The 24,180-nt window shown below is 44.4% G+C and carries 17 protein-coding genes; 6 read left to right on the plus strand and 11 right to left on the minus strand.

The features are described 5' to 3' along the window. Positions 1 to 8,283: tandem-95 repeat protein (locus tag HLM86_RS15000; protein WP_170883597.1), on the plus strand; the 8,283-nt coding region annotated here is incomplete at its 5' end. 49 nt (positions 8,284 to 8,332) lie between these two features. Here HLM86_RS15000 and HLM86_RS15005 read toward each other — a convergent pair. Beyond that, entirely contained in the window at positions 8,333 to 9,526 is a 1,194-nt protein-coding gene (locus HLM86_RS15005; RefSeq protein WP_170883598.1) for a class I SAM-dependent methyltransferase, read from the minus strand. A gap of 235 nt (positions 9,527 to 9,761) precedes the next feature. Between HLM86_RS15005 and yccX the strand changes: the two genes are divergently transcribed. Continuing rightward, complete coding sequence (gene yccX, locus HLM86_RS15010; protein WP_170883599.1) at positions 9,762 to 10,034, plus strand: acylphosphatase; 273 nt, start codon at positions 9,762 to 9,764, stop codon at positions 10,032 to 10,034. Between the two features lie 5 nt (positions 10,035 to 10,039). Here yccX and HLM86_RS15015 read toward each other — a convergent pair whose 3' ends face one another. The 6 genes from HLM86_RS15015 to HLM86_RS15040 all read right to left on the minus strand — a co-directional run bounded on the left by HLM86_RS15015 (position 10,040) and on the right by HLM86_RS15040 (position 15,521). Then, on the minus strand, positions 10,040 to 10,369 hold the full coding sequence (locus HLM86_RS15015) for a TusE/DsrC/DsvC family sulfur relay protein (protein WP_076588091.1): 330 nt from the start codon (positions 10,367 to 10,369) through the stop codon (positions 10,040 to 10,042). Between the two features lie 116 nt (positions 10,370 to 10,485). Beyond that, complete coding sequence (locus tag HLM86_RS15020; protein ID WP_076588088.1) at positions 10,486 to 11,154, minus strand: Bax inhibitor-1/YccA family protein; 669 nt, start codon at positions 11,152 to 11,154, stop codon at positions 10,486 to 10,488. A gap of 191 nt (positions 11,155 to 11,345) precedes the next feature. Then, entirely contained in the window at positions 11,346 to 12,095 is a 750-nt protein-coding gene (locus HLM86_RS15025) for an amino acid ABC transporter ATP-binding protein (RefSeq protein ID WP_076588085.1), read from the minus strand. 22 nt (positions 12,096 to 12,117) lie between these two features. After that, positions 12,118 to 13,215: an amino acid ABC transporter permease gene (locus tag HLM86_RS15030; protein WP_170883600.1), complete on the minus strand. Its 1,098-nt coding sequence runs from the start codon at positions 13,213 to 13,215 to the stop codon at positions 12,118 to 12,120. Position 13,216: 1 nt separating this feature from the next. After that, complete coding sequence (locus HLM86_RS15035) at positions 13,217 to 14,422, minus strand: amino acid ABC transporter permease (RefSeq protein WP_076588080.1); 1,206 nt, start codon at positions 14,420 to 14,422, stop codon at positions 13,217 to 13,219. 70 nt (positions 14,423 to 14,492) lie between these two features. After that, entirely contained in the window at positions 14,493 to 15,521 is a 1,029-nt protein-coding gene (locus HLM86_RS15040; RefSeq protein ID WP_076588078.1) for an amino acid ABC transporter substrate-binding protein, read from the minus strand. A gap of 458 nt (positions 15,522 to 15,979) precedes the next feature. On the opposite strand from HLM86_RS15040, the gene HLM86_RS15045 reads away from it, so the two are divergent. Continuing rightward, entirely contained in the window at positions 15,980 to 16,915 is a 936-nt protein-coding gene (locus HLM86_RS15045) for a precorrin-2 dehydrogenase/sirohydrochlorin ferrochelatase family protein (RefSeq protein WP_076588076.1), read from the plus strand. Between the two features lie 68 nt (positions 16,916 to 16,983). Here the strand turns inward: HLM86_RS15045 and HLM86_RS15050 are convergent, their stop codons facing one another. Further along, positions 16,984 to 17,469 (minus strand): YajQ family cyclic di-GMP-binding protein, encoded by a 486-nt coding sequence (locus tag HLM86_RS15050; RefSeq protein WP_076588074.1) that lies wholly within the window; start codon positions 17,467 to 17,469, stop codon positions 16,984 to 16,986. A gap of 18 nt (positions 17,470 to 17,487) precedes the next feature. Then, positions 17,488 to 18,540 carry a 3-deoxy-7-phosphoheptulonate synthase gene (locus HLM86_RS15055; RefSeq protein WP_170883601.1) on the minus strand — a complete coding sequence of 351 codons (1,053 nt, stop codon included), beginning with the start codon at positions 18,538 to 18,540 and terminating at the stop codon, positions 17,488 to 17,490. A 211-nt stretch (positions 18,541 to 18,751) separates the two neighbouring features. Between HLM86_RS15055 and HLM86_RS15060 the strand changes: the two genes are divergently transcribed. Beyond that, complete coding sequence (locus tag HLM86_RS15060) at positions 18,752 to 19,639, plus strand: putative PEP-binding protein (protein ID WP_170883602.1); 888 nt, start codon at positions 18,752 to 18,754, stop codon at positions 19,637 to 19,639. A gap of 117 nt (positions 19,640 to 19,756) precedes the next feature. Beyond that, a complete protein-coding gene (locus HLM86_RS15065) occupies positions 19,757 to 20,236 on the plus strand; it encodes a PaaI family thioesterase (RefSeq protein ID WP_170883603.1) in 480 nt (159 codons plus the stop codon). Here the strand turns inward: HLM86_RS15065 and HLM86_RS15070 are convergent. Further along, a complete protein-coding gene (locus tag HLM86_RS15070; protein ID WP_170883604.1) occupies positions 20,205 to 21,590 on the minus strand; it encodes a hypothetical protein in 1,386 nt (461 codons plus the stop codon). The two genes, HLM86_RS15065 and HLM86_RS15070, sit on opposite strands and share 32 nt — an antisense overlap. 90 nt (positions 21,591 to 21,680) lie before the next feature. Between HLM86_RS15070 and HLM86_RS15075 the strand changes: the two genes are divergently transcribed. Further along, positions 21,681 to 22,517 (plus strand): CvfB family protein, encoded by an 837-nt coding sequence (locus HLM86_RS15075; RefSeq protein WP_076588063.1) that lies wholly within the window; start codon positions 21,681 to 21,683, stop codon positions 22,515 to 22,517. A gap of 171 nt (positions 22,518 to 22,688) precedes the next feature. Here HLM86_RS15075 and rsmF read toward each other — a convergent pair whose 3' ends face one another. Next, positions 22,689 to 24,113 carry a 16S rRNA (cytosine(1407)-C(5))-methyltransferase RsmF gene (rsmF, locus tag HLM86_RS15080; RefSeq protein ID WP_170883605.1) on the minus strand — a complete coding sequence of 475 codons (1,425 nt, stop codon included), beginning with the start codon at positions 24,111 to 24,113 and terminating at the stop codon, positions 22,689 to 22,691. Positions 24,114 to 24,180 lie beyond the last annotated feature (67 nt).

Consider the following 24,180-nt stretch of genomic DNA (forward strand, 5'->3'; position numbering starts at 1 on the left):
GATACAGCCTTAAGCACCGGCGGCACCTTGACGGCCACGGACGTGGACAATCCAGACAACCAATTTAACGCCAACACTCACGTCGGCGAGTATGGCACCTTTGCGATTGACGCCAATGGGGCGTGGACGTTCACCGCCAACAGCGCCTTTGATGAGTTGAATGTTGGCCAACAGGTCCAAGAAACCTTTGCAGTGACGTCGATTGATGGCACCGCCAGCAGTGTCACGGTCACGATCCAAGGCAGCAATGACGGTCCGATCGCCACGGATGATTCCTACACGCAAACCATTGAAACGGTGTTGCTCACGGAGTCGTTTGAAAATATGGCCTCACCGGATCGCTGGACGGTCGTGACCAAAGACCCATCAGGTGTTTGGGAGATGAGCAATGGCCTTGAAATTGAACGCGATGGTCTGATTGTTGATGCGTCTGATGGCGATTTCTATGCGGAGCTTGATCCACACAGGAACACGGCAATAACGACGCAGCTGGATACCTCGACGCATGAGCGCATTCGTGTTGAGTTTGATTACAACCCTCGTCAGGATGGTAACTCATCGTCAGATATGACGTTGACGGTTGGGACAATAACGGTAACCTTGCATGCTGATGGTAGCGTGTCATCAGATGAAGGTGAGCATGTTTCGATAACAGGACCCGATGCGAACGGTTGGTATCAGGTAACGGGTGAATTTAGTGCGCCGGGTGGGACTACAGCACTGGGCTTTGCAGGGGATGGTGCATCGGATTCGTATGGTGCCTTTATAGACAACATCATAGTGACAGGCATCAATCCAATCGTGTTAACAACGGAAGAGGACACCGCCTTTACGATCGATGCCAGCACACTCCTGAGCAACGATTTTGATGTAGAAGGAAACCGTTTAAGCATAGTGAGCGTTCAGGGGACGAGTGAGACTCATGGAACGGTGAGTCTAGTGAATGGCAATGTGGTCTTTTCACCGGACGCCAATTTCACGGGTGAAGCGAGTTTTGAATATCAGATCAGTGATGGTCACGGCGGTTTTGACACGGCCACGGCGACCGTCAACGTAACTCCTGTTAATGATGCCCCGGTCTTTGTTGAAGATGGTATTCCGATTGCTGATGGCGTCGCGATTAGCACATTGACGAAAGAAGGCCAAGCAATCTCAGGAAAGGTCCCTGCCTTGGATGTTGATGGCGATGACCTAACATTTTCGGTTGAACAACCGCAAAACGGCTCGGTGACTATCCAAGCTGATGGTGAGTGGACCTACACTCCAATCCCTCAATTTAACGGTGATGACTCATTCGTGGTACGGGTCTTCGATGGAAAGGGTGGAACGGATGAAATCACTATTAATGCCAATGTATTAGCGGTAGCCGAGATGTCGATTACGGCTGGCGACCCTGCGACAGAGGGAGATAATAGCTATCTCTCTTTTGTCATCGGTTTGGACGAACAAGTCTCTGAAAATGTAGCACTTAATATTCATTTGGGTGGCTTTGGGGATACCGCTAGTAAGGGGATAGATTATGAAGATAGCATCTACGTCAAAGATGGGGCTGGCTATCGAGTGCTTTCTGAACAGGAACTCTCGGAGCTGACGATTGCCACAGGTACGGAACAGTTAGAACTGTTTGTTAAAGTTAAGGACGACAGTTTACTTGAAGTCTCTGAGACAATGACGTTTGCGGTGAGTACCACCAGTGGTTTCGTTCAAAACCCTAGTGTGTCTACCAACGCAAGCATCATTGATGAAACCAGCCCAGTGGATCAGGACTTGGTTACTGCCACTCTATCTGGGCCAAATGATGTTTTTGAAGGTGAAGCGACAACGGACTTTACTATTCAGCTGACTGAACCAGTTCCTGAAGACAGTGTCGTCAAGCTTGAATATTCGTATATCAATGCGGACAACCAAGACATCGTTGAAATTCTTGAAGTCAACATTGGGCAGGGAGAAAGCTCTGCGACATTTAATGTTAATACTGTACAAGACAATACCTATGAGCAAGGACAAGCATTTACTGTTCGCGTCAGTTCAATAGAAAGCGGTGGTCAAAACGTATTTGAAGCGTTAGATACTTCTAGTGCCGAACAATCTGTGGTGATAAACGATAGCAAAGATAACGGGCCAGAATCTGAGGATTTCTCTGCTAACATCGCCAGTACAGGCCGTACCCAAATTGTGTTTGACCACCATTCAGAACCCAATCGTGATCATATTTCTGACGTTGAAGATGATGCATCAGGTCAGCAGATTGGTGTTGTTATTTCAGAATTACCGCAACACGGAACGCTATTTTATAATGGTGTTGCTATCACGAGTAGCGATCTTTATTCAGAGAGTGGTGATAGGAACGGTAGGGTATTTGACCCTGATTTTATCGAATATCAACCTAACAGCGAAGCGCAAGGTTTTGTGCTCGGCCTGCATAACGCCAAAGATGATCAACCTCTTGATCAGCCTGATCAAGGACCGAGTCAGGTCGATTTCTACAATTGGGGGACTAAGGTTGACGGCGCAACTCGGGTGCTTGACCTTGGAAGCAATGATAAAGTGACCATAACAAGCTCCGGCGGTGATTTAACCCAATATCGTGGAGATAGTCGTGCCAATCATGTTGGTCATGGCATTGGTATTGGTGGTAATCAGGGAATTAACCAAGGTGAAAGCTTGTCGATTGATTTTGAATCAAGACCCGCTGGATCTGTCACTCTCGGATTAGATGGCGTTGGCGGGTATTTTGAGCAAGATCTTGGTAATAACAATGAATCGGTTGTTGTTGTCACCGTCAGTTTCATTGGCGGAAGTGAGACTTTTGAGTATCAAAAACCATCCTCAGGAAATGCTGATCTGTTCCACGAATTGACGATTCCATCTGATGGTTTCTCGATACCAGATGGAGCCGAGATTACAAGTATCGAATTGTCGACCAGCGGCCCAGGTAATTGGGAGCTTCGCTATATCGAAACCGAGATAAGCGATAGTTTTGACTATAGAGCGGTCGACAGCGATGGTAATGTCAGCAACGTATCTACCGTTAATTTGGTTGAGGCCAATGAAGCGCCTGTCGCTGTTGATGATCCGCAAGGGTTTAATGTCAGTTTAGGGTCGTTTAATCAAGGCTCTTGGTTAAGTGATGCAGCAACAATGACGGCAAGTTATCAAGGGGCTGATAGAGAGATCACTACGGTTGGTGAAAAACGCGGTGTAAGCGGTCACGAAAACGGCGGGATTCGCGAGCAAATACAATTTAATCGAGAAGACGGGCAATCTGAGAAACTTGAAATTAACTTAACGAAGTCAGCAACGACGTTTAGTTTCGAGGTCTCAAACTTGTATCAGAACGAAGGTGGGGCAAACAACCACGAGCAAGGCAAATGGGTTGCTTACTTAGATGGAGTAGCTGTTGCCAGTGACACTTTTGTTGCCAATACAGGAAATTCTACAGGCACTTATAGTATCGATCTCGATGGTAAAGCGTTTGATTCAGTGGTATTTGAATCGCTCGATTTTGTAAATACACCAGCGAGAGGTAATGATTCTTCGGATTTTTTCCTCACTGGCTTTAAAGCAGAGAATGTAGCGGGTGCCTATGCGGTTAATCAAGGGGCGGAACTGAAAATACCTGTTTCTGAGTTGTTAGCTAATGATTCAGATGCAGATAATGACGCAATACGAATAACCTACGTCTTTGGTGAACAACATGGTGAAGCACGAATAGAAAATGGGGTTGTTTATTTTGACTTGGATGACAATTTTGTAGGAAATACAGAGTTCCACTACCAAATTACTGATGATAACGGTGGATTTTCGGAGGCGTCAGTGGCGGTGATTGTGAATCCAGCGCCAGCGCCTTCTAGTGTCGATGGCTTGTCACTTCTATCCTCCTCTGTAGAAGAAGGTGATAACCTTGTTTATAAAGTAACGTTAGATGGCAGTACACTGAAAGAAGTGAGGTTTGAAGTTCTATTCGGTGACTCAAATTCCGATACAGCTGATAGCAGTGACGTTGATTTGTCAGAAGCTCAGTTTACCAATGGTGTGACTTTTGACTCACAAACTAAAGAAGTGGTAGTGCCAGTTGGTGTCAAGGACTTCAGCATACTGATTCCGACTCTGTCAGATGGCATGTATGAAGCCATCAGTGAAAGTTACTCCTTAAGTGTCGGTGGCGAATCAGCTGTTGGGTTGATTGAGGATGTTGATGGTGTCCCTGCTGTGACTGGCATAACGTCGGCGGATTCCAATGTGTCAGAAGGTGAGACCGCGACCTTTAACGTTGAATTAAGTCATCCAAGCAACCAGACTGTTTCCTATGAATGGGGCCTTAAATCCGGTTCAGCACAACTTGGGACAGATTTCACTGATAACGTAACCTTTACTCACGGCGTCGTAGCAGAGGGTGGGCAGTTACGCGTTCCAGCAGGTGTGACCACATTTACAATCAGCGTATCCACACTCGACGATACGTTAGATGAATTCTCTGAATCTTTTACGATTGAAGTCGGCGGGCAGTCAGGGTCTGCGTTGATTATCGATAATGATGCGTCGCCAGAAGCCACGAATGCCCATGTGATTGGGCAAGAAGATTCAACCATTATCTTTCATTGGGATGACTTTAATACATCCGACTCTGATTCCTCTCCATTGTCAGTGGTTATTACCAGTGAACCAGCTGCTGGGCAGCTATATGTCTACGATGGGTCTTCCTGGGTTGAGTTGACAAGCGACGTCATTGGCTTAGGTTACTCCGTGAGCCAAGCGCAAATTGAGGCGAATGAACTTATATTTGTGCCAGTATCTAATGCATCGAGTACCTCTTCATTGGATGAGATAGACGCTCCCACTGGTAATCAGCTTCCAGATTATGCTGAGTTTGACTACTTTGCCTTCGATGGTGTTAATAAAAGCTCACTTGCAACCATGTCTGTGGATATAACACCAGACACAGATGCCGCGAGATTAATCATTGAAACGCCTAACGTTGAGGTCAGCCAAGGCCTGAAACTTGAGCAGTGGAACGACTTAAATCTACCATACAATAGTGGCAATGGTGTGGACCCCAACACATTGGAGCAGGCCATTGAAAATGCCGGAGCGCCTACGTCAGTCGAAGTCGTACAAAACCCAGACTTTGCCAATCAACACGCTCCCCATATTACTAATGTGTCGAGCAAATTATCGGGTTTGATTTACCTAGAGGCAGGTGAAGGCTATACATTTAGTGGTCAATCAGATGACTCATTCAGGCTTGAAGTGGGTGGTGAAACTCTCGTTTCTCAGACATGGGGTGACGGCGGGACTTACCAATCTTCTGAATTTGTTGCATCAGTGACGGGTTGGTATTCAATGACAGCTTTTCATGATAACGAAGCGGGTCCTAGCAGCCTGAGCATCAATATTGCCGTTGGAGGTAATAGCGCTCTGGCGTTGAATGCTTCAAATTTTGATGTCGTACCCGATGTGTCTATGCTTGACGGAAAAATGAACCTAGGTAACGCGGTAGAACATGCCTCTGGTGAAGGAGGGTATGTTCCTGTGTTTGATACCAACGAGGGACTAGAAAGTACCTTTATTCATACTTCTAACATAGCGACTCAATTGGGGGATAGGGATGGTTCGGAAACGCTAACCTTAATATTGTCTGGTCTTCCTGAAGGCTCGGTTGTGAAGTTTGGAGACAGTGAATTAATGGTAGGCAACAACCGAGAAGTTGATGTTTCAGAGTGGCTGTCTTTAGGTGGCACAGTAAATACGCTCCTAGATGGACTTATGATCAAGGTCGATCAGCCAGATACTTATCAAGTTGTTGTTCGGGCTATATCGGACGAGCGTGACGGTGATAGTCCACATGAAGTGACAGGTGAATTTGAATTGACGGTTTATCCTGTTCAATATGCACCGACCGTCGAAGATGAGACAGTACGATTGTCAGAGGAAGGTCTGAATAAAGGCCTCACTGATAATGATGGCCTTGATGGGCAAGACACTACCGACAACACAGTTGTATCAGGCAGGTTGACTCTTAATGATGAGAATGGTGATGATATGGCCGTCAGCCTTGGACTGCCATCGGAAACGCTCTTTTCGGGAAATGCTCTAATTACTTGGGTTCTTAGTGAAGATAAGCAGACCTTGGAAGGCGTGGCTAATCTGGATGGTGATTTAAATACACCGGATGAGGTAGCGATAAGAGCCTCTGTGAATGATTTGGGCGATTACGATATTGAATTACTTGCCCCCGTAAAACATGGTCGCGCAGATGGTGAAGATGTCGAACAATTTGATATTCCAGTGGTTGTTTCTGATGGCTCGTCGTCAGGGCATAGCACCATTACAGTTGGTATAGAAGATGATTCACCAGAATCGCAACGGGTTCATCACGATGTAAGTTCAAGCACTAAGGTGGGCGCAAATGTTCAGTTCATTCTTGATGTGTCTGGTTCCATGTCTGGCTCAGCGGGTAATGGGAAGTCACGTTTGCAAGTCATGAAAGAGTCTGCTGTTCAATTACTTCGTCAATATGAATCGCTTGGTGAAACTCGGGTGCAAATCGTTACCTTTAACTCAAGCAGTTCTACTCACTATATGAACGGTTCATTTTGGTTATCGGTGCCTGCCGCGATTGACGTTATAGAAAATGGTTTGCGAGCATCCGGAGGGACCGATTTTGACGACGCTATTTGGACCGCCAATGTTCGTTGGGATGAAAATCAGTCTGATCAAGTCTACAACGGAAACAATGTCAGTTACTTTTTATCCGATGGAAAACCAACGGGCTCAGATTGGCGCAACCCGAACAATATTGATGGTACTGAAGAAGGATGGTGGATCGAGCACCTTGCTGAAAATAAAGTAACGGCGCTTGCTTATGGCATTGGCAATGACATTTCTGCTCAAGAACTCAACCCCGTTGCTTATGATGGTTACCATCAAGAAAATACTAATGCGGTGATCGTGCCGGATGTTTCTCAGCTGCCTCCAATATTATTGCAATCAGCAGTAGAACCAGTCACTGGTGATTTACTGGCTGGTAGAGAAGGCGCTGATGGTGCTTTTATTAGCCACATCACTTTTAGCGACGTGTCATTTTCATTCGACGGAACGACAATAACCAGTTCTGCCCTGACGGATAGAGTTTCTTATGAATTTGACCCAACGACTAACACGTTGAGCATTTTTGTAGATTCCAAACATTCACTGGTCATTGACCTCGATGATGGTCGCTATGAATTCTTTGGGGCTTCAGACAACAAGCCAGTTGGCTTGGACTTCTACTACACCATTCAAGATAATGATGGTGACACGAGTGATAGCTTGCTTTCATTTTCTATCGATGGCGTCAATGTCATCCCTGATATTAAATCTGAAGGCGACGTTGTTGATCATGTTCGACTCAATTATTTTGGGCACCCTGCAGAACAGCTACTCTGGAGTCAAAGTCCAGCAGGTCACGACAACCAATTAGTATCTGGGCATAAACAAGGTTTGGTGGTCGATGTCGGGCAAGCTGGCGACGATGTTTTCCTAGGATCAGGTGATGACACTATTTATCTTGGAGACAGTCATGCTTCAGGAGATAGCTACGCAAACACAGAACTTGCGAACACCAATATGCAGATCTTCGCTTCAGGCTCAGATATGGAACATATCCAGAACTCAAATGATGGTGAAGACAGTGCCTTGAGTAGTTCACAGTTTAGTGCGGCACACATTGATATAGGCCACAGTGGGGGAGGCAATGACCATGTTTACGGCCAAGGTGGTGTCGATATCATGTTTGGAGGCTCCGGCAATGATGCATTGGATGGCGGAGAAGGCAATGATGGTATCCGCGGTGGCAGTGGCGATGACCGTCTAAGTGGTGGTCAAGGCAATGATATTCTTATTGGTGGTCTTGGTGATGATATTCTAACCGGCGGAGAAGACACTGATATTTTTAAATACGTTGATCAGGGGTCAGGTATACGTGATGGAGAAAGCGATGTTATTGCTGATTTTACTACTGGGCAAGACAAGATTGATCTATCGGAACTCCTCCACACTGATGCTGACGACACGGTCGACAGCTTACTTCAACAACAAAAAGTGTCTATTGCGCTAGAAGGCGGAGATGACTCCTCTAACGCCGATTTAAAATTGACGATTACCGACGGAGAAAACCTACAAGAAGTGGTGCTTCAGGATGCTGCTGCTCAATACAGCAATTATATCTCTGATGGTTCCATTACGAATGAAAGTGCGATTCTCAATGATTTGCTCAAGGTTTACGATAGCAATAGTCATTAAAGTAAAAAGGGCCGAAAGGCCCTTTTTAAATGGTTTGATAAATAAAGACTTACAACACTTTACAGGCAAAACCTTTTAGATAAAAACCTTCGGGGTAGGCGGTATCAGTAGGATGGTCCGCGGCCTGTTCAAAGCGCTCGACAAATTTCACTTTGCGTCCTGCATCCAGAGCCGCATCAGCAATGATCTTTTGAAATAATGTCTGTTCCATTAAACCAGAGCAAGAATAAGTCAGTAGCGTTCCACCGGGGTTAAGTATTTGCATCGCTAGCATATTGATATCTTTGTATCCGCGGCACGCACCATTGAGTTGGGATTTACTTTCAGCAAATTTAGGTGGATCCATGATAACGACATCAAACTTAGTACCTTGTTCTCGATATTCGCGCAGCAATTTAAAAACATCGGCATTTAAGAATACAGCGCGTTTTTTGGATATATCGAACTGATTGATCACGGCATTTTCTTTAGCGGTATCCAAAGCGCGTTGAGAGACATCGGCATTAATGACACGTTCAGCTCCGCCTTTTAGAGCGTAAAGACCAAATCCGCCAGTGTAGGAGAAGCAGTTCAAAACTTGTTTGTTTTTAACATACTTCATAGATTGCTGTCGGCTATCCCTTTGATCGAGGTAGAAGCCAGTTTTGTGGCCATTGACAATATCAACACTGATCTTGACACCATTCTCTTCAATGATGACAGAGTCAGGAGGGGTCTCGCCATATAATACCCCAGTCCGCTCTTCTAGGCCTTCTTTACATCGCACGGAGACGTCAGAACGTTCATAGATATGACACTCTGGAAAGACTTCATTTAGGGCCTTGACCAAGGTTTCCTTTTGGAATTCAGCACCGGCACTGAGTAATTGACAGACAAGATAATCTTTATATTTATCTATGGTGATGCCGGGGAGACCATCGGATTCCGCTGCGATAAGTCGATAACCAGACAGACCATCCCTTTCGATGACTTCTTGGCGTAATAGAAGGGCATCTTTAAGACGTTGAACGAAAAAACGTTGATCTATTTCAAGCTTATCAAAACTCCAAATACGTGCTCGAATCTGGGAATGAGGTGAATAGGCAGCTTTGGCAAGCCATTGGCCATCATGAGCGAAGACGTCAACGGTTTCTCCCAAGGAAGGTGCCCCTTCCACTTTGCTAATACCACGAGAGAAAATCCAAGGGTGCATGCGTCTTAGGGACTTATCGCGCCCTTTTTCAAGATAAATTGCTGGCGTCATTTATGTGCTCAATCGGTTGATTCTGAAAGGTGGAGTATTTTCATTGAAGTGACATTGAAAAGCAAATAAAAGCGGAGCCAAATGTTCTCGTAAAGGTTGTCTTTAAACTCTGAGCCGACGTCATTAATGCGTCATCGTTAGCTGTGAAAATTGGGCAGAGTCGCCAGGAATCTTTCATAATTAACTGGCGACATATAAACGGGGTGGTTATTTCCCCTATTTTTGAGGTGTGATAATGAATCTAAGGTGCGAAAAGTTTACTGTAACTGGTCGTGTACAAGGGGTTGGCTTTCGCTATCATACCTCTTATCAAGGGTTGATTTATGGGCTCACAGGCTATGCAAAAAATCTCAGTAATGGGGATGTCGAAGTGGTTGTCTGTGGGACGGAGGTGCAAATTGCGGAGATGGCCAAATGGTTGAAAATCGGACCAAAAACGTCCTGCGTTGATTCTGTTAAATCAGAGCCAACGTCATATCATGCGTTTGAAGGTTTTGAAATCCTTTGAATTGATCAAAGACATTTTGCAGGTTTGGGTAAACCGGCGAGCTTTGTCGCTTGCTTAGCTGGCCCTTGACGAAACAACTTAAAAAGATATTTGCTATTTCCTTTTTCTGGCCCGTGTGCTTTCTCCATCGCTTTAACCAACATTCGTACTGCAGGAGATGTGTTGAATTCCTCATAGAATTCTCTAACAAAATGTATTACTTCCAAGTGTGCTTCGCTTAAAGTGATTGCTTCCTGTTTCGCTAGTATAGCAATCATACCTTCTTCCCATTGTTGATGGTCGAGTAAGTAGCCCTGCGAGTCAGTTTCAATCTGTTTGCCGTTGTATTCAAACATGGTTTTGCTCAAGACAATAAGTATATGCCATAGGGTAGCGCAGCTAGGCTATGGTCTACAAGAGTAGAAAAAGCCCGAAAGGCATACCCTTCGAGCTTTTTAGACAAAACTAACGATTAGTCGTCGTTCATAATACCTAATATGCTGAGTAGGCTAGTAAACAGGTTAAGAATATTGAGATACATTGAGATAGTTGCGCTCACGTAGTTTGTTTCTTCACCACGAACAATTCGGCTAGTATCATACAAAATAAATCCAGAGAAAACCAAGGCAGACATACTGCTTATTGCTAACTGACCCAATGTGGAACCAACAAAGATGTTGATTATCGCTGCGACGATAACAATCACTAGGCCAGCGATAAGGAAGTTGCGCATAAAAGAGAAATCTTTTTTGCTGCTAATAGTGTAAGCAGAAAGGCCAAGGAAGACCATGCCAGTCAAACCTAAAGCTTGAGCGATAATTGATGGCCCATTAGGAATCGCTGCGTAGTGATTAAGCATTGGGCCCAGAGCCCCACCCATGAGCGTAGTGAAGACAAACGTCCAGACGATTCCCATTGATGAGTTAATGCTTTTGGGAATAACGAAGAAAAGGATACCAATTGCGGCAATCTGCATGACAAGTGCGACGATAGAAGACAGGCCCAAAGCCATTGTCGCCATCGCTGCAATCGCGCTTGTTACCAATGTCATGGAAAGCAAGAAGTAGGTATTTTTCAGCGTGTTATTGATTTCAAGCGTGTTTCTCACACTTGATGGCTTTGTAAACATAGGACTGTTCATAATGTTCCTCGCAAAGATTTTTGTTTATATCTACATCTATGAGGGCGGGAAGCCGAAAACTCAAGCCCTGTCAAACATGTAATGGATAAATAGTAATTGAATTATAACATGATGGACATTGAAAGATGTAACATAATATAACAAAAGACAAAGAAGCGAATAGGTCGCTCCTTTGTTGCCGTTTCTGCTTATTAGTGGCTTAAAATTTGTGCGAGGAAATTTTGTGTCCGGTCTGACTGAGGATTCTCAAAAAAATCAACAGGATTGCTTTCTTCAATGATTTCGCCAGCGTCCATAAAGATGACGCGATCGGCCACTTCTTTGGCGAACCCCATCTCGTGTGTAACGCAAAGCATAGTCATACCTTCACTCGCAAGTTCCACCATCACATCGAGAACTTCACGAACCATTTCTGGGTCCAATGCTGATGTGGGTTCATCAAACAACATCACTTGCGGGTTCATGCATAGTGAACGAGCAATGGCGACACGTTGTTGTTGCCCGCCAGACAGCTGACCGGGGTATTTTTCGGCTTGGTCGGGTATTTTCACCCTTTCTAGGTACTGCATCGCCACTTTTTTAGCTTCTTCTTTAGGCATTTTCTTAACCCAAATCGGTGCCAATGTGCAGTTTTCCAACACGGTAAGGTGAGGGAATAGGTTAAAGTGCTGAAAACACATACCGACTTCTCTGCGCACTGCTTCGATGTTTTTCAAGTCTTCTGTCAGCTCATTACCTGAAACGATAATCTGACCCTTTTGATGCTCTTCCAAACGGTTAATACAGCGAATCATGGTCGATTTTCCGGATCCGGAAGGACCACAGATAACTATCTTTTCGCCTTTTTTAACATTTAGGTTGATATTTTTTAGTACATGAAACTCGCCATACCACTTGTTCATATCAGTAATTTGAATCATGTCATCATGTTGTTTCGTCATAATACGTCCTTGAGCGTGGTGTTTATCGTTTGTGGCCGGTGTGCAGTTTGTTTTCAAGCCACATCGAATACCTCGACATACCGAAACAAAAAACCCAAAACACTAACGCGACAAAAATATAGCTTTCAGTGGCAAACCCTAACCATTCAGGGTCAGTGTTTGCTGCTTGACCGATACCGAGCACATCAAACATACCAATAATCAGTACAAGACTGGTATCTTTAAACAGGCCTATAAAAGTGTTAACGATAGAGGGAATAGTAATCTTCAATGCTTGTGGGAGGACAATGAGCCCCATTTTTCTCCAATAACTTAGGCCAAGAGCATCTGCTGCTTCATATTGACCTTTTGGTATTGCCTGAAGACCACCGCGAATAACCTCCGCCATATAAGCCGCGCTGAACATCACGACACCGACTAGAGCCCTGATCAGTTTGTCTGTCTCTGAGCCTTCGGCTAGAAAAAGGGGTAACATCACTGACGCCATAAACAGTACCGTAATCAGAGGGACACCGCGCCATATTTCGATATAAACAGTACAAATACTTCGAATAATGGGCATTTCAGAGCGTCGGCCCAATGCGAGGATGACACCAATTGGCAGTGAGACTACAATCCCAACCAAAGCAATGATGAGGGTAACAAGCAGTCCTCCCCAATTGTGTGTATCGACTACTTCAAGACCAAATACACCACCATAAATTAAGCCAGCAATAATAAAGGGGTAAACACTGATAAAAAACAACCAAATCCAAATTCTTTTCGGTGTTTTTTCATAGGCCAGTAAAACGGTGAATATTGCGAGCGTAATGTAAAATAGGCGAGGACGCCACAACTCTTGCTGTGGATAGAAACCGTACATGAACTGATCCCAGCGCACGCTGATAAACACCCAACATGCACCTTCGCGGGAACAATCATCTCGGCTACTGCCTAGCCAGTCTGCATTGAGAATCGCCCAATCAAATATGGCCCACAACAATGACGCTACCATGTAGATAAGGACAAGGCTAACTACCGAGTTGATTGGACCGTTAAACAAGTTTTTGCGAAGCCACCCTAATAGGCCTACGGTGTTAGCAGGAGGTGGCAGATCAGGCTGAAATTGATGTATTGTCATGCTATCTCTCCACCAAAGCAACTTTTCGGTTATACACATTCATTAGCGCAGAAGTGAGTAAACTCAGTGTAAGGTAGACACCCATTGTCATGGCGATAATCTCTATCGCTTGACCCGTTTGATTGAGAGTGGTGCCTGCAAAAACTGAGACCAAATCTGGGTAACCGATCGCCATAGCCAATGATGAATTTTTGGTTAAATTGAGATACTGGCTGGTCAACGGGGGAATGATAATTCTTAACGCTTGGGGAACAACAACCAACTTGAGCGTCCTAGATCGTGGAAGCCCAAGGGACATTGCCGCTTCGGTTTGTCCGTGATTGACCGCATTGATACCAGAGCGAACGATTTCTGCGATAAATGAAGCCGTGTAAATACTGAGCGCTAGTAGAAGAGAAGCCAGTTCAGGGATAATGCTAATGCCACCCCGAAAGTTGAAGCCTTTCAATTCAGGGTATTGTGCTGAGATAGGTGCTCCCATCATAACGTAGACAATGGTTGGGAGTAAGACCACGAGAATAAGAGAAATTCGTATCATCGGGGTTTGCTGACCAGTAAGCTGCTGCTTATTACGTGCCCAAACACGGATGAAAAATGTCGCTAAAATACCGATGACCAAGGCACCTAAAACAAATGAGGAACCTGGCTCGAAAACCGGCGCCGGAAAATATAAGCCACGAACATTAAGGAAAATCGCTTCGCCAAGACTTAAACTTTCTCTTGCGGTTGGTAGTGCTTGTAATACGGCGAAATACCAGAAGAAAATTTGTAGTAGCAATGGAATGTTACGGAACGTTTCTATGTAAACAGCTGCGAGCCGACTCACTATCCAGTTGGTTGACAAACGAGCAATACCGATGACAAAACCAATAACCGTGGCCAAAATAATGCCCAAAAATGACACTAAGGCAGTATTAAGAAGGCCAACAAAAAAAGTTCGCCCGTACGTGTAAGTTTCGTCATATTCAATTAATGTCAAGCCAATCCCAAAGCCGGCTTCCTGAGTGAGAAAATCAAATCCAGTGGCGATGCCACGGGCTTCAAGATTACTTAGAGCATTGTTTACAATGGTATAAAAGAAAAAGACTAATGCCAGAACAGCGATAAGTTGGAACACCGCTGAACGAAAGGTAGGGTTATAGAAAAGATTCGTATTATAAGACGGTCTGTTATCCAAGTTTGGTTCACCGCTATTGGTAGGTTTCATACAACATTAACCTCAAATCTATTTTATGAAAGGGCGGCTTCTACCGCCCATTCCTGCTCACAAATAGTGCTTAACGGATCGGAGGCGCGTACATAAATCCACCCGCATTCCATAGTGCATTGACACCGCGTGAGATTTGTAATGGGGAACCTTTACCTACCGTCCTTTCAAAACTTTCTCCGTAGTTCCCGACTTGTTTGATGACTTGGTAGCCCCAATCATCTCTTATGCCGAGCCCTTTACCTTTCGGACCATCAACACCCAAAATACGTTTCACGTTTGGATCTTTTGATTTGAGCATCTTATCTGCGTTTTTTGAGGTGATGCCGTATTCTTCCGCGTTGACCATGGCAGCTAAAGTCCATTTTGCAATGTTAAACCATTGATCGTCACCCTGCGTAACAACAGGTCCCAGCGGTTCCTTGGAGATGATCTCTGGCAATACGGAGGCACTACTTGGATCCTGAAGGTTGAGACGAAGTGCGTACAAACCGGATTGGTCTGTTGTTAGCGCATCACAGCGACCAGCATCGAAGCCTTTTGATGTTTGCGCCGCAGTATCAAAAACCACAGGTTTGTAAGACATGCCATTGTTACGGAAGTAATCAGCAAGGTTTAATTCTGTGGTTGTACCGGATTGAACACATACCGAAGCACCGTCGAGTTCTTTTGCACTCTTCAAGCCAAGCTCTTTTTTGACCATGAAACCTTGTCCGTCGTAATAATTAACCCCGACAAAGTTAAGACCTAAAGCGGTATCACGATGTAAAGTCCACGTTGTGTTACGCGACAACACATCAATTTCTCCAGACTGAAGGGCGGTAAAGCGCTCTTTAGCAGTAAGCGGTACGTATTTAACTTTAGATTTGTCTCCCAGCACTGCAGCCGCCAGTGCCTGACAATATTCGACGTCTATCCCTTCCCACTGACCCTTGGAATTTGGGTTGGAGAATCCCGGTAGCCCCGTACTTACACCACAAGTTATAAATCCTTGCTTAGTCACTTTATCTAAAGTGTTGTCTGCTGCAGAGGCGGTTGCTGCCACTAGAACCGTCGTTCCGGCGACAACCGAAGCAAGAAATGAGAGTTTGTTTGGCATATGTATCCTTCCTGTATAAACCATGTTAAACCAAGGTATTCCTAATACAACGAATGAAAAGTCACTGTGATTCCATTATTGCGGGCCGATCAGTCACAATTTGACCTGTATGAAAATCAACCATTTAAAGGGTAGGAAAGGATTGGTAAATTCTCAACCATATAATTTAAAAGATTAATTAGGATAATTTACTAATCCGGCCTTAATTTAGGATGACGAATTGCCATGTAGATGTAAATAGTGTGAGACTTCACACAAACGTGCAAAAACCTGCACGCCCTGAAACTTTCTCTTTACGTAATCTTTACATCTTAATTTGTGGATAATACCTAATGTTTAATTCTATAAATAACCATAAATTTGGTTGTATATCGTGCAATTATCAAATTAGGTTTCTTGATGTGTGCAATTATTGCTAGAATATTCTGCTGGAGTTTATGGATTGCCCAAGGAATGAAATGCAGTATTTCCCGCTGTTTATGAACCTCACTGACAAGCCGGTCTTGGTTGTGGGTGGAGGAGAGGTTGCTTGCCGAAAAGTCGATAGTTTGATTCGTGCAGGTGCTCATGTGACGATAGTATCACCTAAAATAGAACCCTATCTAAAAGATCTCGTTGCTACTGAGTCTTGCTATTGGTTGCAGAGTTTCTATTGTGACGAGCTGCTAGAACGCAAGTATGTTCAGGTATGGGCGACGACAAACAACCCCCAACTCAATCACCGTGTTTATCATGATGCGAAGAAACTTGGTTTACTGATTAATGTTGTTGATGACCAACCCTACTGTGACTTTATCACCCCTTCCGTTATAAACCGAGGTCGCATCCAAATCGCGATTTCCAGCGGTGGTGCTTCACCCATATTGGTTCGCAATATAAGAGAACAATTCGAAGCTACGTTACCTCATAACTTATCGCTACTTGCCGATTTTGCAGCCTCAAAACGCGCTGATTTAAAAGAGCGGTTGTCCTCCGTTGATTTGAGGCGAAAGTTTTGGGAAGGTTTTTTTACTGATGTCGACACAGAATTGGTAAATCAGCGTTCGGAATTAGAAGTGATCTATCAAAAGGCATTGACTAACGGTTTTGATGATCAGGGATGTGTGACTTGGATAGACTTTGGCAACGATGTTGAGTTGCTTCCTATGAAAGGCCTGCGTCTCATGCAGCAAGCGGAACTGGTCCTGTTTAGTAAACATTGTCCATTTGAATTTGTTGATCTAGTCCGTCGGGATGCGCAGAGAGTGGAATTCATCGATGATGTGGATTTGTCAGATAAACTATCGAGCTCAAAAGTGAAAGGGCTTAGAATCGTGGTGTTTGTTGAGCCATATTCTCAACAGTTCGCATTGCTCAAGCACAATGACCTCCATATTAGGCTGGGTAGCGTCTAAGTGGATGGAAGAGACCGGATAAAATAACCAACCCGCGTCATATCGCGGGTTGATTTAACATTCATTACTTAGTCACGAAAGTTTTCATATTGGAATGGTTGACCGAGATCAGCCTCCCGGATCATGGACATCGTAGCTTGCAAATCATCTCTTTTTTTGCCTGTTACTCGGACCTTTTCTCCTTGAATAGAGGCCTGAACTTTGAGTTTCGCATCTTTAATGGCCTTGACGAGTTTTTTTGCTGTTGGTGCGTCAATACCTTGTTTGAAAACAACAATTTGGTGCCAGTTTTTTCCTGTAGCTTCTTCGTCTTTTGCTTCCATTGCATTGGCATCTACACCTCGTTTACTTAAATGTGAACGGAGAATGTCACGCATTTGCTTGAGCTGAAAGTCACCTTCTGCATTAAGGCGAACTGATTCGTCTTTCTGAACTTCGAATGAGGCGTCGGCACCGCGAAAGTCAAAACGAGTAGAAAGTTCACGAGAGGCGTTGTCTACTGCATTACGCAGCTCTACAGTGTCGATCTCAGAGACGATATCAAAAGATGGCATAGTTTGGTTTCCTCTAGTTTAGCCGCGTGCTTTTACGGCATTAGCCAGCATATCGAACATTTGGGTCGTGTCTTCCCAACTTAAGCATGGATCCGTTATTGATTGGCCATAGGTTAGGTTGTGAATATCAGTCATTGGTTGATTACCCTCGATGATAAAGCTTTCAGCCATGATACCAGCCACTTGATTACCACCGGACAGGATCTGTTGGCAGATATTGCGAGCGACATCTAATTGTTTACGATGCTGTTTCTGGCAGTTTGCATGACTGAAATCGATAATCAGGCGTGTGGGTAAATCAAATTCAGCAAGCATAGAGCACGCCGATTTTACTGAGTCGGAATCGAAGTTTGGACCTTGGTCACCGCCACGCAAAATGATATGACCGTATGGATTGCCACTCGTGCGATAAACCGTCATTCGACCATTTTTATCCGGTGAATAGAAATAGTGTGATGCTTTGGAAGCGCGAATAGCATCGATGGCAATTTTTACATTACCGTTAGTGGCATTTTTGAAACCCACTGGGCAAGAAAGCGCTGATGCCATCTCGCGGTGAATTTGTGACTCTGTTGTACGAGCGCCGATGGCGCCCCAGGTAATGAGATCGGCAATGTATTGGCCTGTGATCATATCGAGGAACTCAGTCGCAGTGGCCAAGCCCAGTTTGTTAATGTCCAACAGCAATTTACGAGCTTTATTCAGACCGGTTTCCAACGCATAGGAGCCATCCAGATTTGGGTCGGTAATGAGCCCCTTCCAACCGACCACAGTACGAGGCTTTTCAAAGTAAGTCCGCATCACGATAAAAAGCTGCTCTTTGTATTGTTCTTGAAGAGTGGCCAAACGTGTCGCGTAATCCAGCGCCGCGTCTGTATCATGTACAGAACATGGCCCGACAATGACGAGAAGACGCTGATCTTCTCCGACTAGAATTCTTTCAATCTGACGACGAGACTCAGCAATGCGCATTGCGACATCGTTCGTAATTGGGTGAGCGCTGCCTAATTCAGCGGGCGTTGGCATAGGTCCAAGCGGCTGCGTTCTTAATTCATCAGTTTTGAGTGGCATAGGAAAGCCTGTTGTTTTTATTGTGAAGCGCTAAAGATAGCGGAAACATCAATAGGAATAAACCACTTATCTATTTAGGATATAGTGCAATAGCAATAATATGAATATTAAATCACCATCTTTGACTTAATATTCAGTATTGTGCTTGCTTTAAGTTTATTTAGTCGCTATGTTCATCTGCAGAATAAATTGGAAAATGTATGGAAAAGTAATGAAGGTTAATGGCTCAAACAGTTTACACCCAGAATTGAATATTGGAGATGCCTTACCGGGCCAGAAGGCTGCAGTTGGAAGTCACCATCTTTTTGTTTCTATGGCTGATCTTATATCGGAACACATTGTCTATCACCCCTGTTTCAAGAGCGTAGAATCGATGCTCAGTGAGGCGGAATTGAACTCAATTAAGGCGATTTTGGGAGAGTCAGCAATGAACGAGCACTTTGTTGCCACCTTGGTCGATACCATTATTCAAACGATAGAACCAACACATGAAGCGATTAGGATAGGCTTAAGTAACTCAGACAGCGGTGAATTGAGCGCTCGACTTGGAGGACAAGCAGAACCGAGTGAAGTGAATTCGGCGCTAGGTTTACGCGGTGTGTCGCGTTACGCTCAAAGTCAATTTCATTTGGCGTTTGTGTTGGAGTGTCAAGTAATCAAAGCATTGCAACTGCAGGGCGTAGCGGTTGATATTGTCGTTCCTTTTGTGAGAACGCTCTCCGATGCGGCAAAAATTATTGATTTACTTTCTGAACAGGGGTTACCAAGGGGAGTGAATGGTTTACACGTCTTTTACACGGTTGATGTCCCATCCGCAGCACTTTTGTCGGAACGTCTTTTGCCATATTTCGATGGGGTAGCAATCAATGTGGAAAACTTAGCCCAGTTTACACTCGGAGTTGACCGACAAAACCAAGCCTTGGAATATTTGTTCGATCCACAATGCGACCCAGTCATCGATCTTATCCGATCTGTGGTCAAGGCAGCATCCAGAGCTTGCAAACCTGTGGTTATCCAAAGTAGTGGAATGAACATGTATCGCGTTATTCAGCAGTGCCTCGTTGACAACAAGGTGACCCAGGTTGTTGTGACGCTGTAACTAATATTGAGTGACAAGCCTATAATTTTACTCGTTACCTGTTAACAAAGTGTTGACATTGTTCGGCCTTCGTTATCAACTTAGAATCTCAATCATGAACACATCGGACCAGATTCAATGCTATCGCCTATCGCTAAAGCCAATCTATACCTGAAATTTTTTGGATTCTTTAAAGTCCCATTAATCTGGCTTTGTCGCCCAAAGATATTGAAGCTGGACGCAGAGTCAGTTGAAATAAAGATACCGCTAAAACGTAAAACCAAAAACCATCTTAATAGTATGTACTTCGGCGTTTTGGCGGTGGGGGCGGATGTCGCTGGTGGCTTTATGGCAATGAGCAAAGCACAGGAAAGGGGGGGGCAAGTTTCCCTCGCGTTTAAAGCGGTTGATGGGCAGTTTCTTAAACGCCCGGAAGGGGACGTTCATTTTGTTTGCCAAGATGGTGCCGTGATAGATCGTATGTTAGACGAAACCTTTGCGACAGGTGAACGCGTTAATCAGTCTGTGAAAATTGTTGCTCTGTGCCCCAGCTTGCATGGAGACACCCCCATGGCAGAGTTTAAACTTACTCTTTCATTGAAGCGAACGGGTGGCTGATTTTGTCGACCTCTACCTGCTCAATAGCGACGATCTTGCTACGGTTGAGGACTATTTTCCAACGATAGTAAGTGGGTTCGTCGGTGTGATTGTCTTCTTTCGCAATCAAATTTATTAAGTGACGTTTTTCAACCGACTCCTTGCTTACTTGATTGTTCGTCAATGTGTACACTTTGTTTGACCCCTTATCCATCAAGCGCATGAAAGGTCGCATGTTCATCATCATTGACTCTCGTGTTTCTTCATAACCACTCATGAACTTAGATGTCGACATCTCGGTTTGTGAACGGTAATGGAGAATTTGTTCCTCTCGCTGAGCAATTCGTTTTTTGCGTATTAGTTTAATTCTGTCTGGCAGCGTCATTAACGTTGTATAATCCAACCACTCAAACTTATGCCCGACACCCTTACTTGTCGAAGGATCCAAATAACACTTGCGCCATTTTGGTCTGCCTTTTCTTATCCAACGCCACATGACATCGCGCAAATCATCTTTGAAGATCTCGCGCAGGGCATAAACAAAGGACATCAAAACGATAAATGAAGCGGTGATTTCTCCCCAATAATCTCTCGCCAGAATGGCGGTGATGGTGACAAAGACCATGACAAAGCCGGTGGCAGAACCCTTAACCACTCGCTTAGTATTTTTGCCTAGGGATTGGGTGTCCGCTTTAAGGACAACGGGGTGTTCAATCAAACGGCGAAGTAGACGCATTTTGTTACTCAACCGCGTTACGTCGTCACGAACATTTTTAGAGTTGTAATGGTTAAGTTTGCGGTGGGCCGTTTCTTTCTCAACAATGGTCAGGAGTGTCGCTTTAATTGTTTTGTAATCGTTGTCTCTTGGCATGTGGGCAATCAGAGACATGAAGCGTTGCCCTGTATACCATGAAATATAATTGTCGATATTTGCGTAATACCGTTTTAGGTTTTCATCATAAGGAATACTTCGCCGGAATTTTTTTAAAATATCCAAAGCGAGCTCAATCACTTCATCAACTTGTTCAGTAGTAATGGTATCGGGTTCATGCTTGTTGAGTTCGTTGACGGCTTTATCGAGAGCTATGACGTATTGATAAGCGAACAGGCTCAAACTAACGCGATATTGATTCGACGATAATCGACCCCTTTTGGCCAAGCGACTATGGACTAACGGAAGCAGTATTTTATCGCTGTAGTAGGCACGGTTCTGAACAATCGATTCGTAGTAAATTTCGTTTTCCTTAAGGACATCAGGCGTTAACCCGAGCTCCCCTGGAATAAAGAAATAAAGATCAAGATCTGATTTTTTTGATGTGGCCATTGCATGGGAGATCTTGAGAGTGATGCCGTCTTGCTTATCAACGGAGAGCAAAAAACTACCTCTAAAAAAGTTTTAATTGTGTGACGAAAGCATAACAGAGTTTAGGTATAATCACTGCAAATTTAGTAAGAGAGCCTTGAAATGATTAATGTTGGCCAGATAAACCGCTTGAAAGTTGTAAAAAAAGCTGACTTTGGCGTGTTCCTTGACGCTGGAGAATATGGAATAAGTTTGTTACCGAATCGTTTTGTCCCTCAAGGGACTGAGATTGATCAGTTTGTCGATGCATTTTTATACTTTGATTCGGATAGTCAATTGGTCGCAACCACTGAAACTCCGATTGCCCAAGTGGGAGAGTGGGGTTTAATGACCATCGGAGGCGTCAATAGCACAGGTGCTTTTGCTGATTGGGGAATCAAAGGGAAAGATCTACTGATTCCATTTAGTGAGCAACGAGCCCGTTTCTCGGTAGGTCAGAATGTGCTGGTCTACGTATACACCGATAAAGCATCTGGAAGAATCGTTGGTACGACAAAGTTTAACAAGTTGTTAGACAAAACTCAGGCTAGCTATACGCCAAATCAGCAAGTTGACATTATCATCGCCGAGAGGAGTGATCTTGGCTTTAAGGCGATCATTGAAGGTCAGCACTGGGGCATGATTTTTAAATCCGACGTGTTTGGTAAATTGTTTGTTGGCAAAAAACTCAAAGCCTATATCAAAGCGGTTCGTGAAGATGGAAAAGTTGATCTGTCATTGCAAAAAATCGGCGTCGACAAAATGGATGATTTGAGTGTTAAAATCATGACATTGCTAGAAAAAAAGGAAGGTTTCTTACCACTGAATGACAAATCGTCGCCTGAGAGTATTTTTGCTGCTTTTCGTACCAGTAAAGGTACGTTCAAGAAAACGATCGGCAGCCTTTACAAGCAGGGTAGAATCACGATTGAAGAAGAAGGTATCCGATTGAAAAACTAGTTCAATCTGCCAAAAAAAGGCCCAAAGCGGGTAGAGCTTGGGCCTAGGGGAAGGCTCACAAAGAGCCATTATTATCTAATTGATATATTATGATTCATCTCACGCTAGAGTATAGTTCATCCTGCCAATTTGGCTATATAACAGTCAAACTTACTATTATTACGTAGTGCGTTAGAACAAATTCTTGTCTCTAACCAGCTCTCTGGGCAAGCCATTTTTGACTCTGTTACCAACCCATTTTCCAAGTCCAATCACATCATTACCCAACATAACAATGACTTCCCCTTGGCCTGAAAGGTTTTCAGGTCTGACATCTCTTCCCATAAACCATTCACGGGCTTCGTCAATCGAAAGGGCTACACTGTATGGTTGTTGCCCGTCAGCCAATGAAGTGGCGACCTGATGTTGCCAACGGTACCCTTTTTTGTGAGCTTCAGCGATTTTTATTCCCATTCTAGAGAAACGTAATTCACCTAACATGGGCTCAAGTGCATTTGGAAAAAGCCAAACGTCATTATCACGAAACCAAATGGATGTATCGACAGGCAACGTTATGTTGAGGCTTTTTATTAATTCTAGGGCGATGTTTTCTTGCTGGATTTGTGTCGCTTTTTTGAAAGGGAATTGCCCTAGTCGTTTTTTGACTTCAGGGGCTTCAACCGATCCTCGTTTGCGAATTTTGGCGACAAAAAAACCCTCACAATCGAATACCTGAGGGAATATATGCAAGAAACCTTGCTCCGTCATGGCGTGATGAGCATCAGGAAATAGCCCATCTAGAGGCTCAAATTCGACGTTGTCACCAAAGGTTTCCTTTAAATGGAGACAGACTTGCTGGTTTTCTTCGACACTGAGTGTACAGGTTGAATACACCATGATCCCATTAGGTTTCAGAGCATGAAAAGCGCTTTCAATCAGTTGTTTTTGCGTGGCGGCGATAGAGAGTACCGATGCCATGCTCCAATTTTTCATCGCACTGGCGTCTTTACGTACGGTTCCTTCTCCTGAACAGGGAGCATCGATAAGAACCGCGTCAAATTGTTCGGGTAACCATCCGCCAAAGACCCGCCCATCGAAGTTAGTCAGGGCAGTGTTGCGCACACCGCAACGTTCAGTATTGGCATGAAGTACTTTGACACGACTTGCCGAAAATTCATTAGCAACCAAAACGCCATCATTATTCATTTTTGCTGAGATTTGTGTGGTCTTTGAACCTGGTGCAGCTGCCATATCAAGAACGCATTCAAACGTGTCATCTTGCTGATCAAACAGAGCCGAAACTGGCATCATCGAGCTGGCTTCTTGAATGTAGAAAAGCCCTCCCAGATGTTCAGCGGTATTACCGAGTGGCGTTTGTGATTCGTCGACTTCTACCCAAAACCCTTCAGTGCACCATGGTATCGGAGTGAGTCCCCATCCTTTTGTCAATGCGCGATGCTGAAAGTCATCGACAGAAATCTTGAGCGTATTGACTCGAATACTTTTGCGCAGTGGCCGCTGACAGGCCGCAATAAAATCGGCGATATTGAGGTGTTTAGGAATGAATGAGGCAATATGTTTTAAAAAGCCATCTGGTAGGTGGACGTTTTGATGCAAGTTTCTATCTCGATTGACCGTTAGGGGCAAGATTATATCGGATCAACAAAAAAAACGCAGCGAAATC

The sequence above is a fragment of the Vibrio ostreicida genome, from assembly GCF_013074385.2.
GTDB lineage: Bacteria > Pseudomonadota > Gammaproteobacteria > Enterobacterales > Vibrionaceae > Vibrio > Vibrio ostreicida.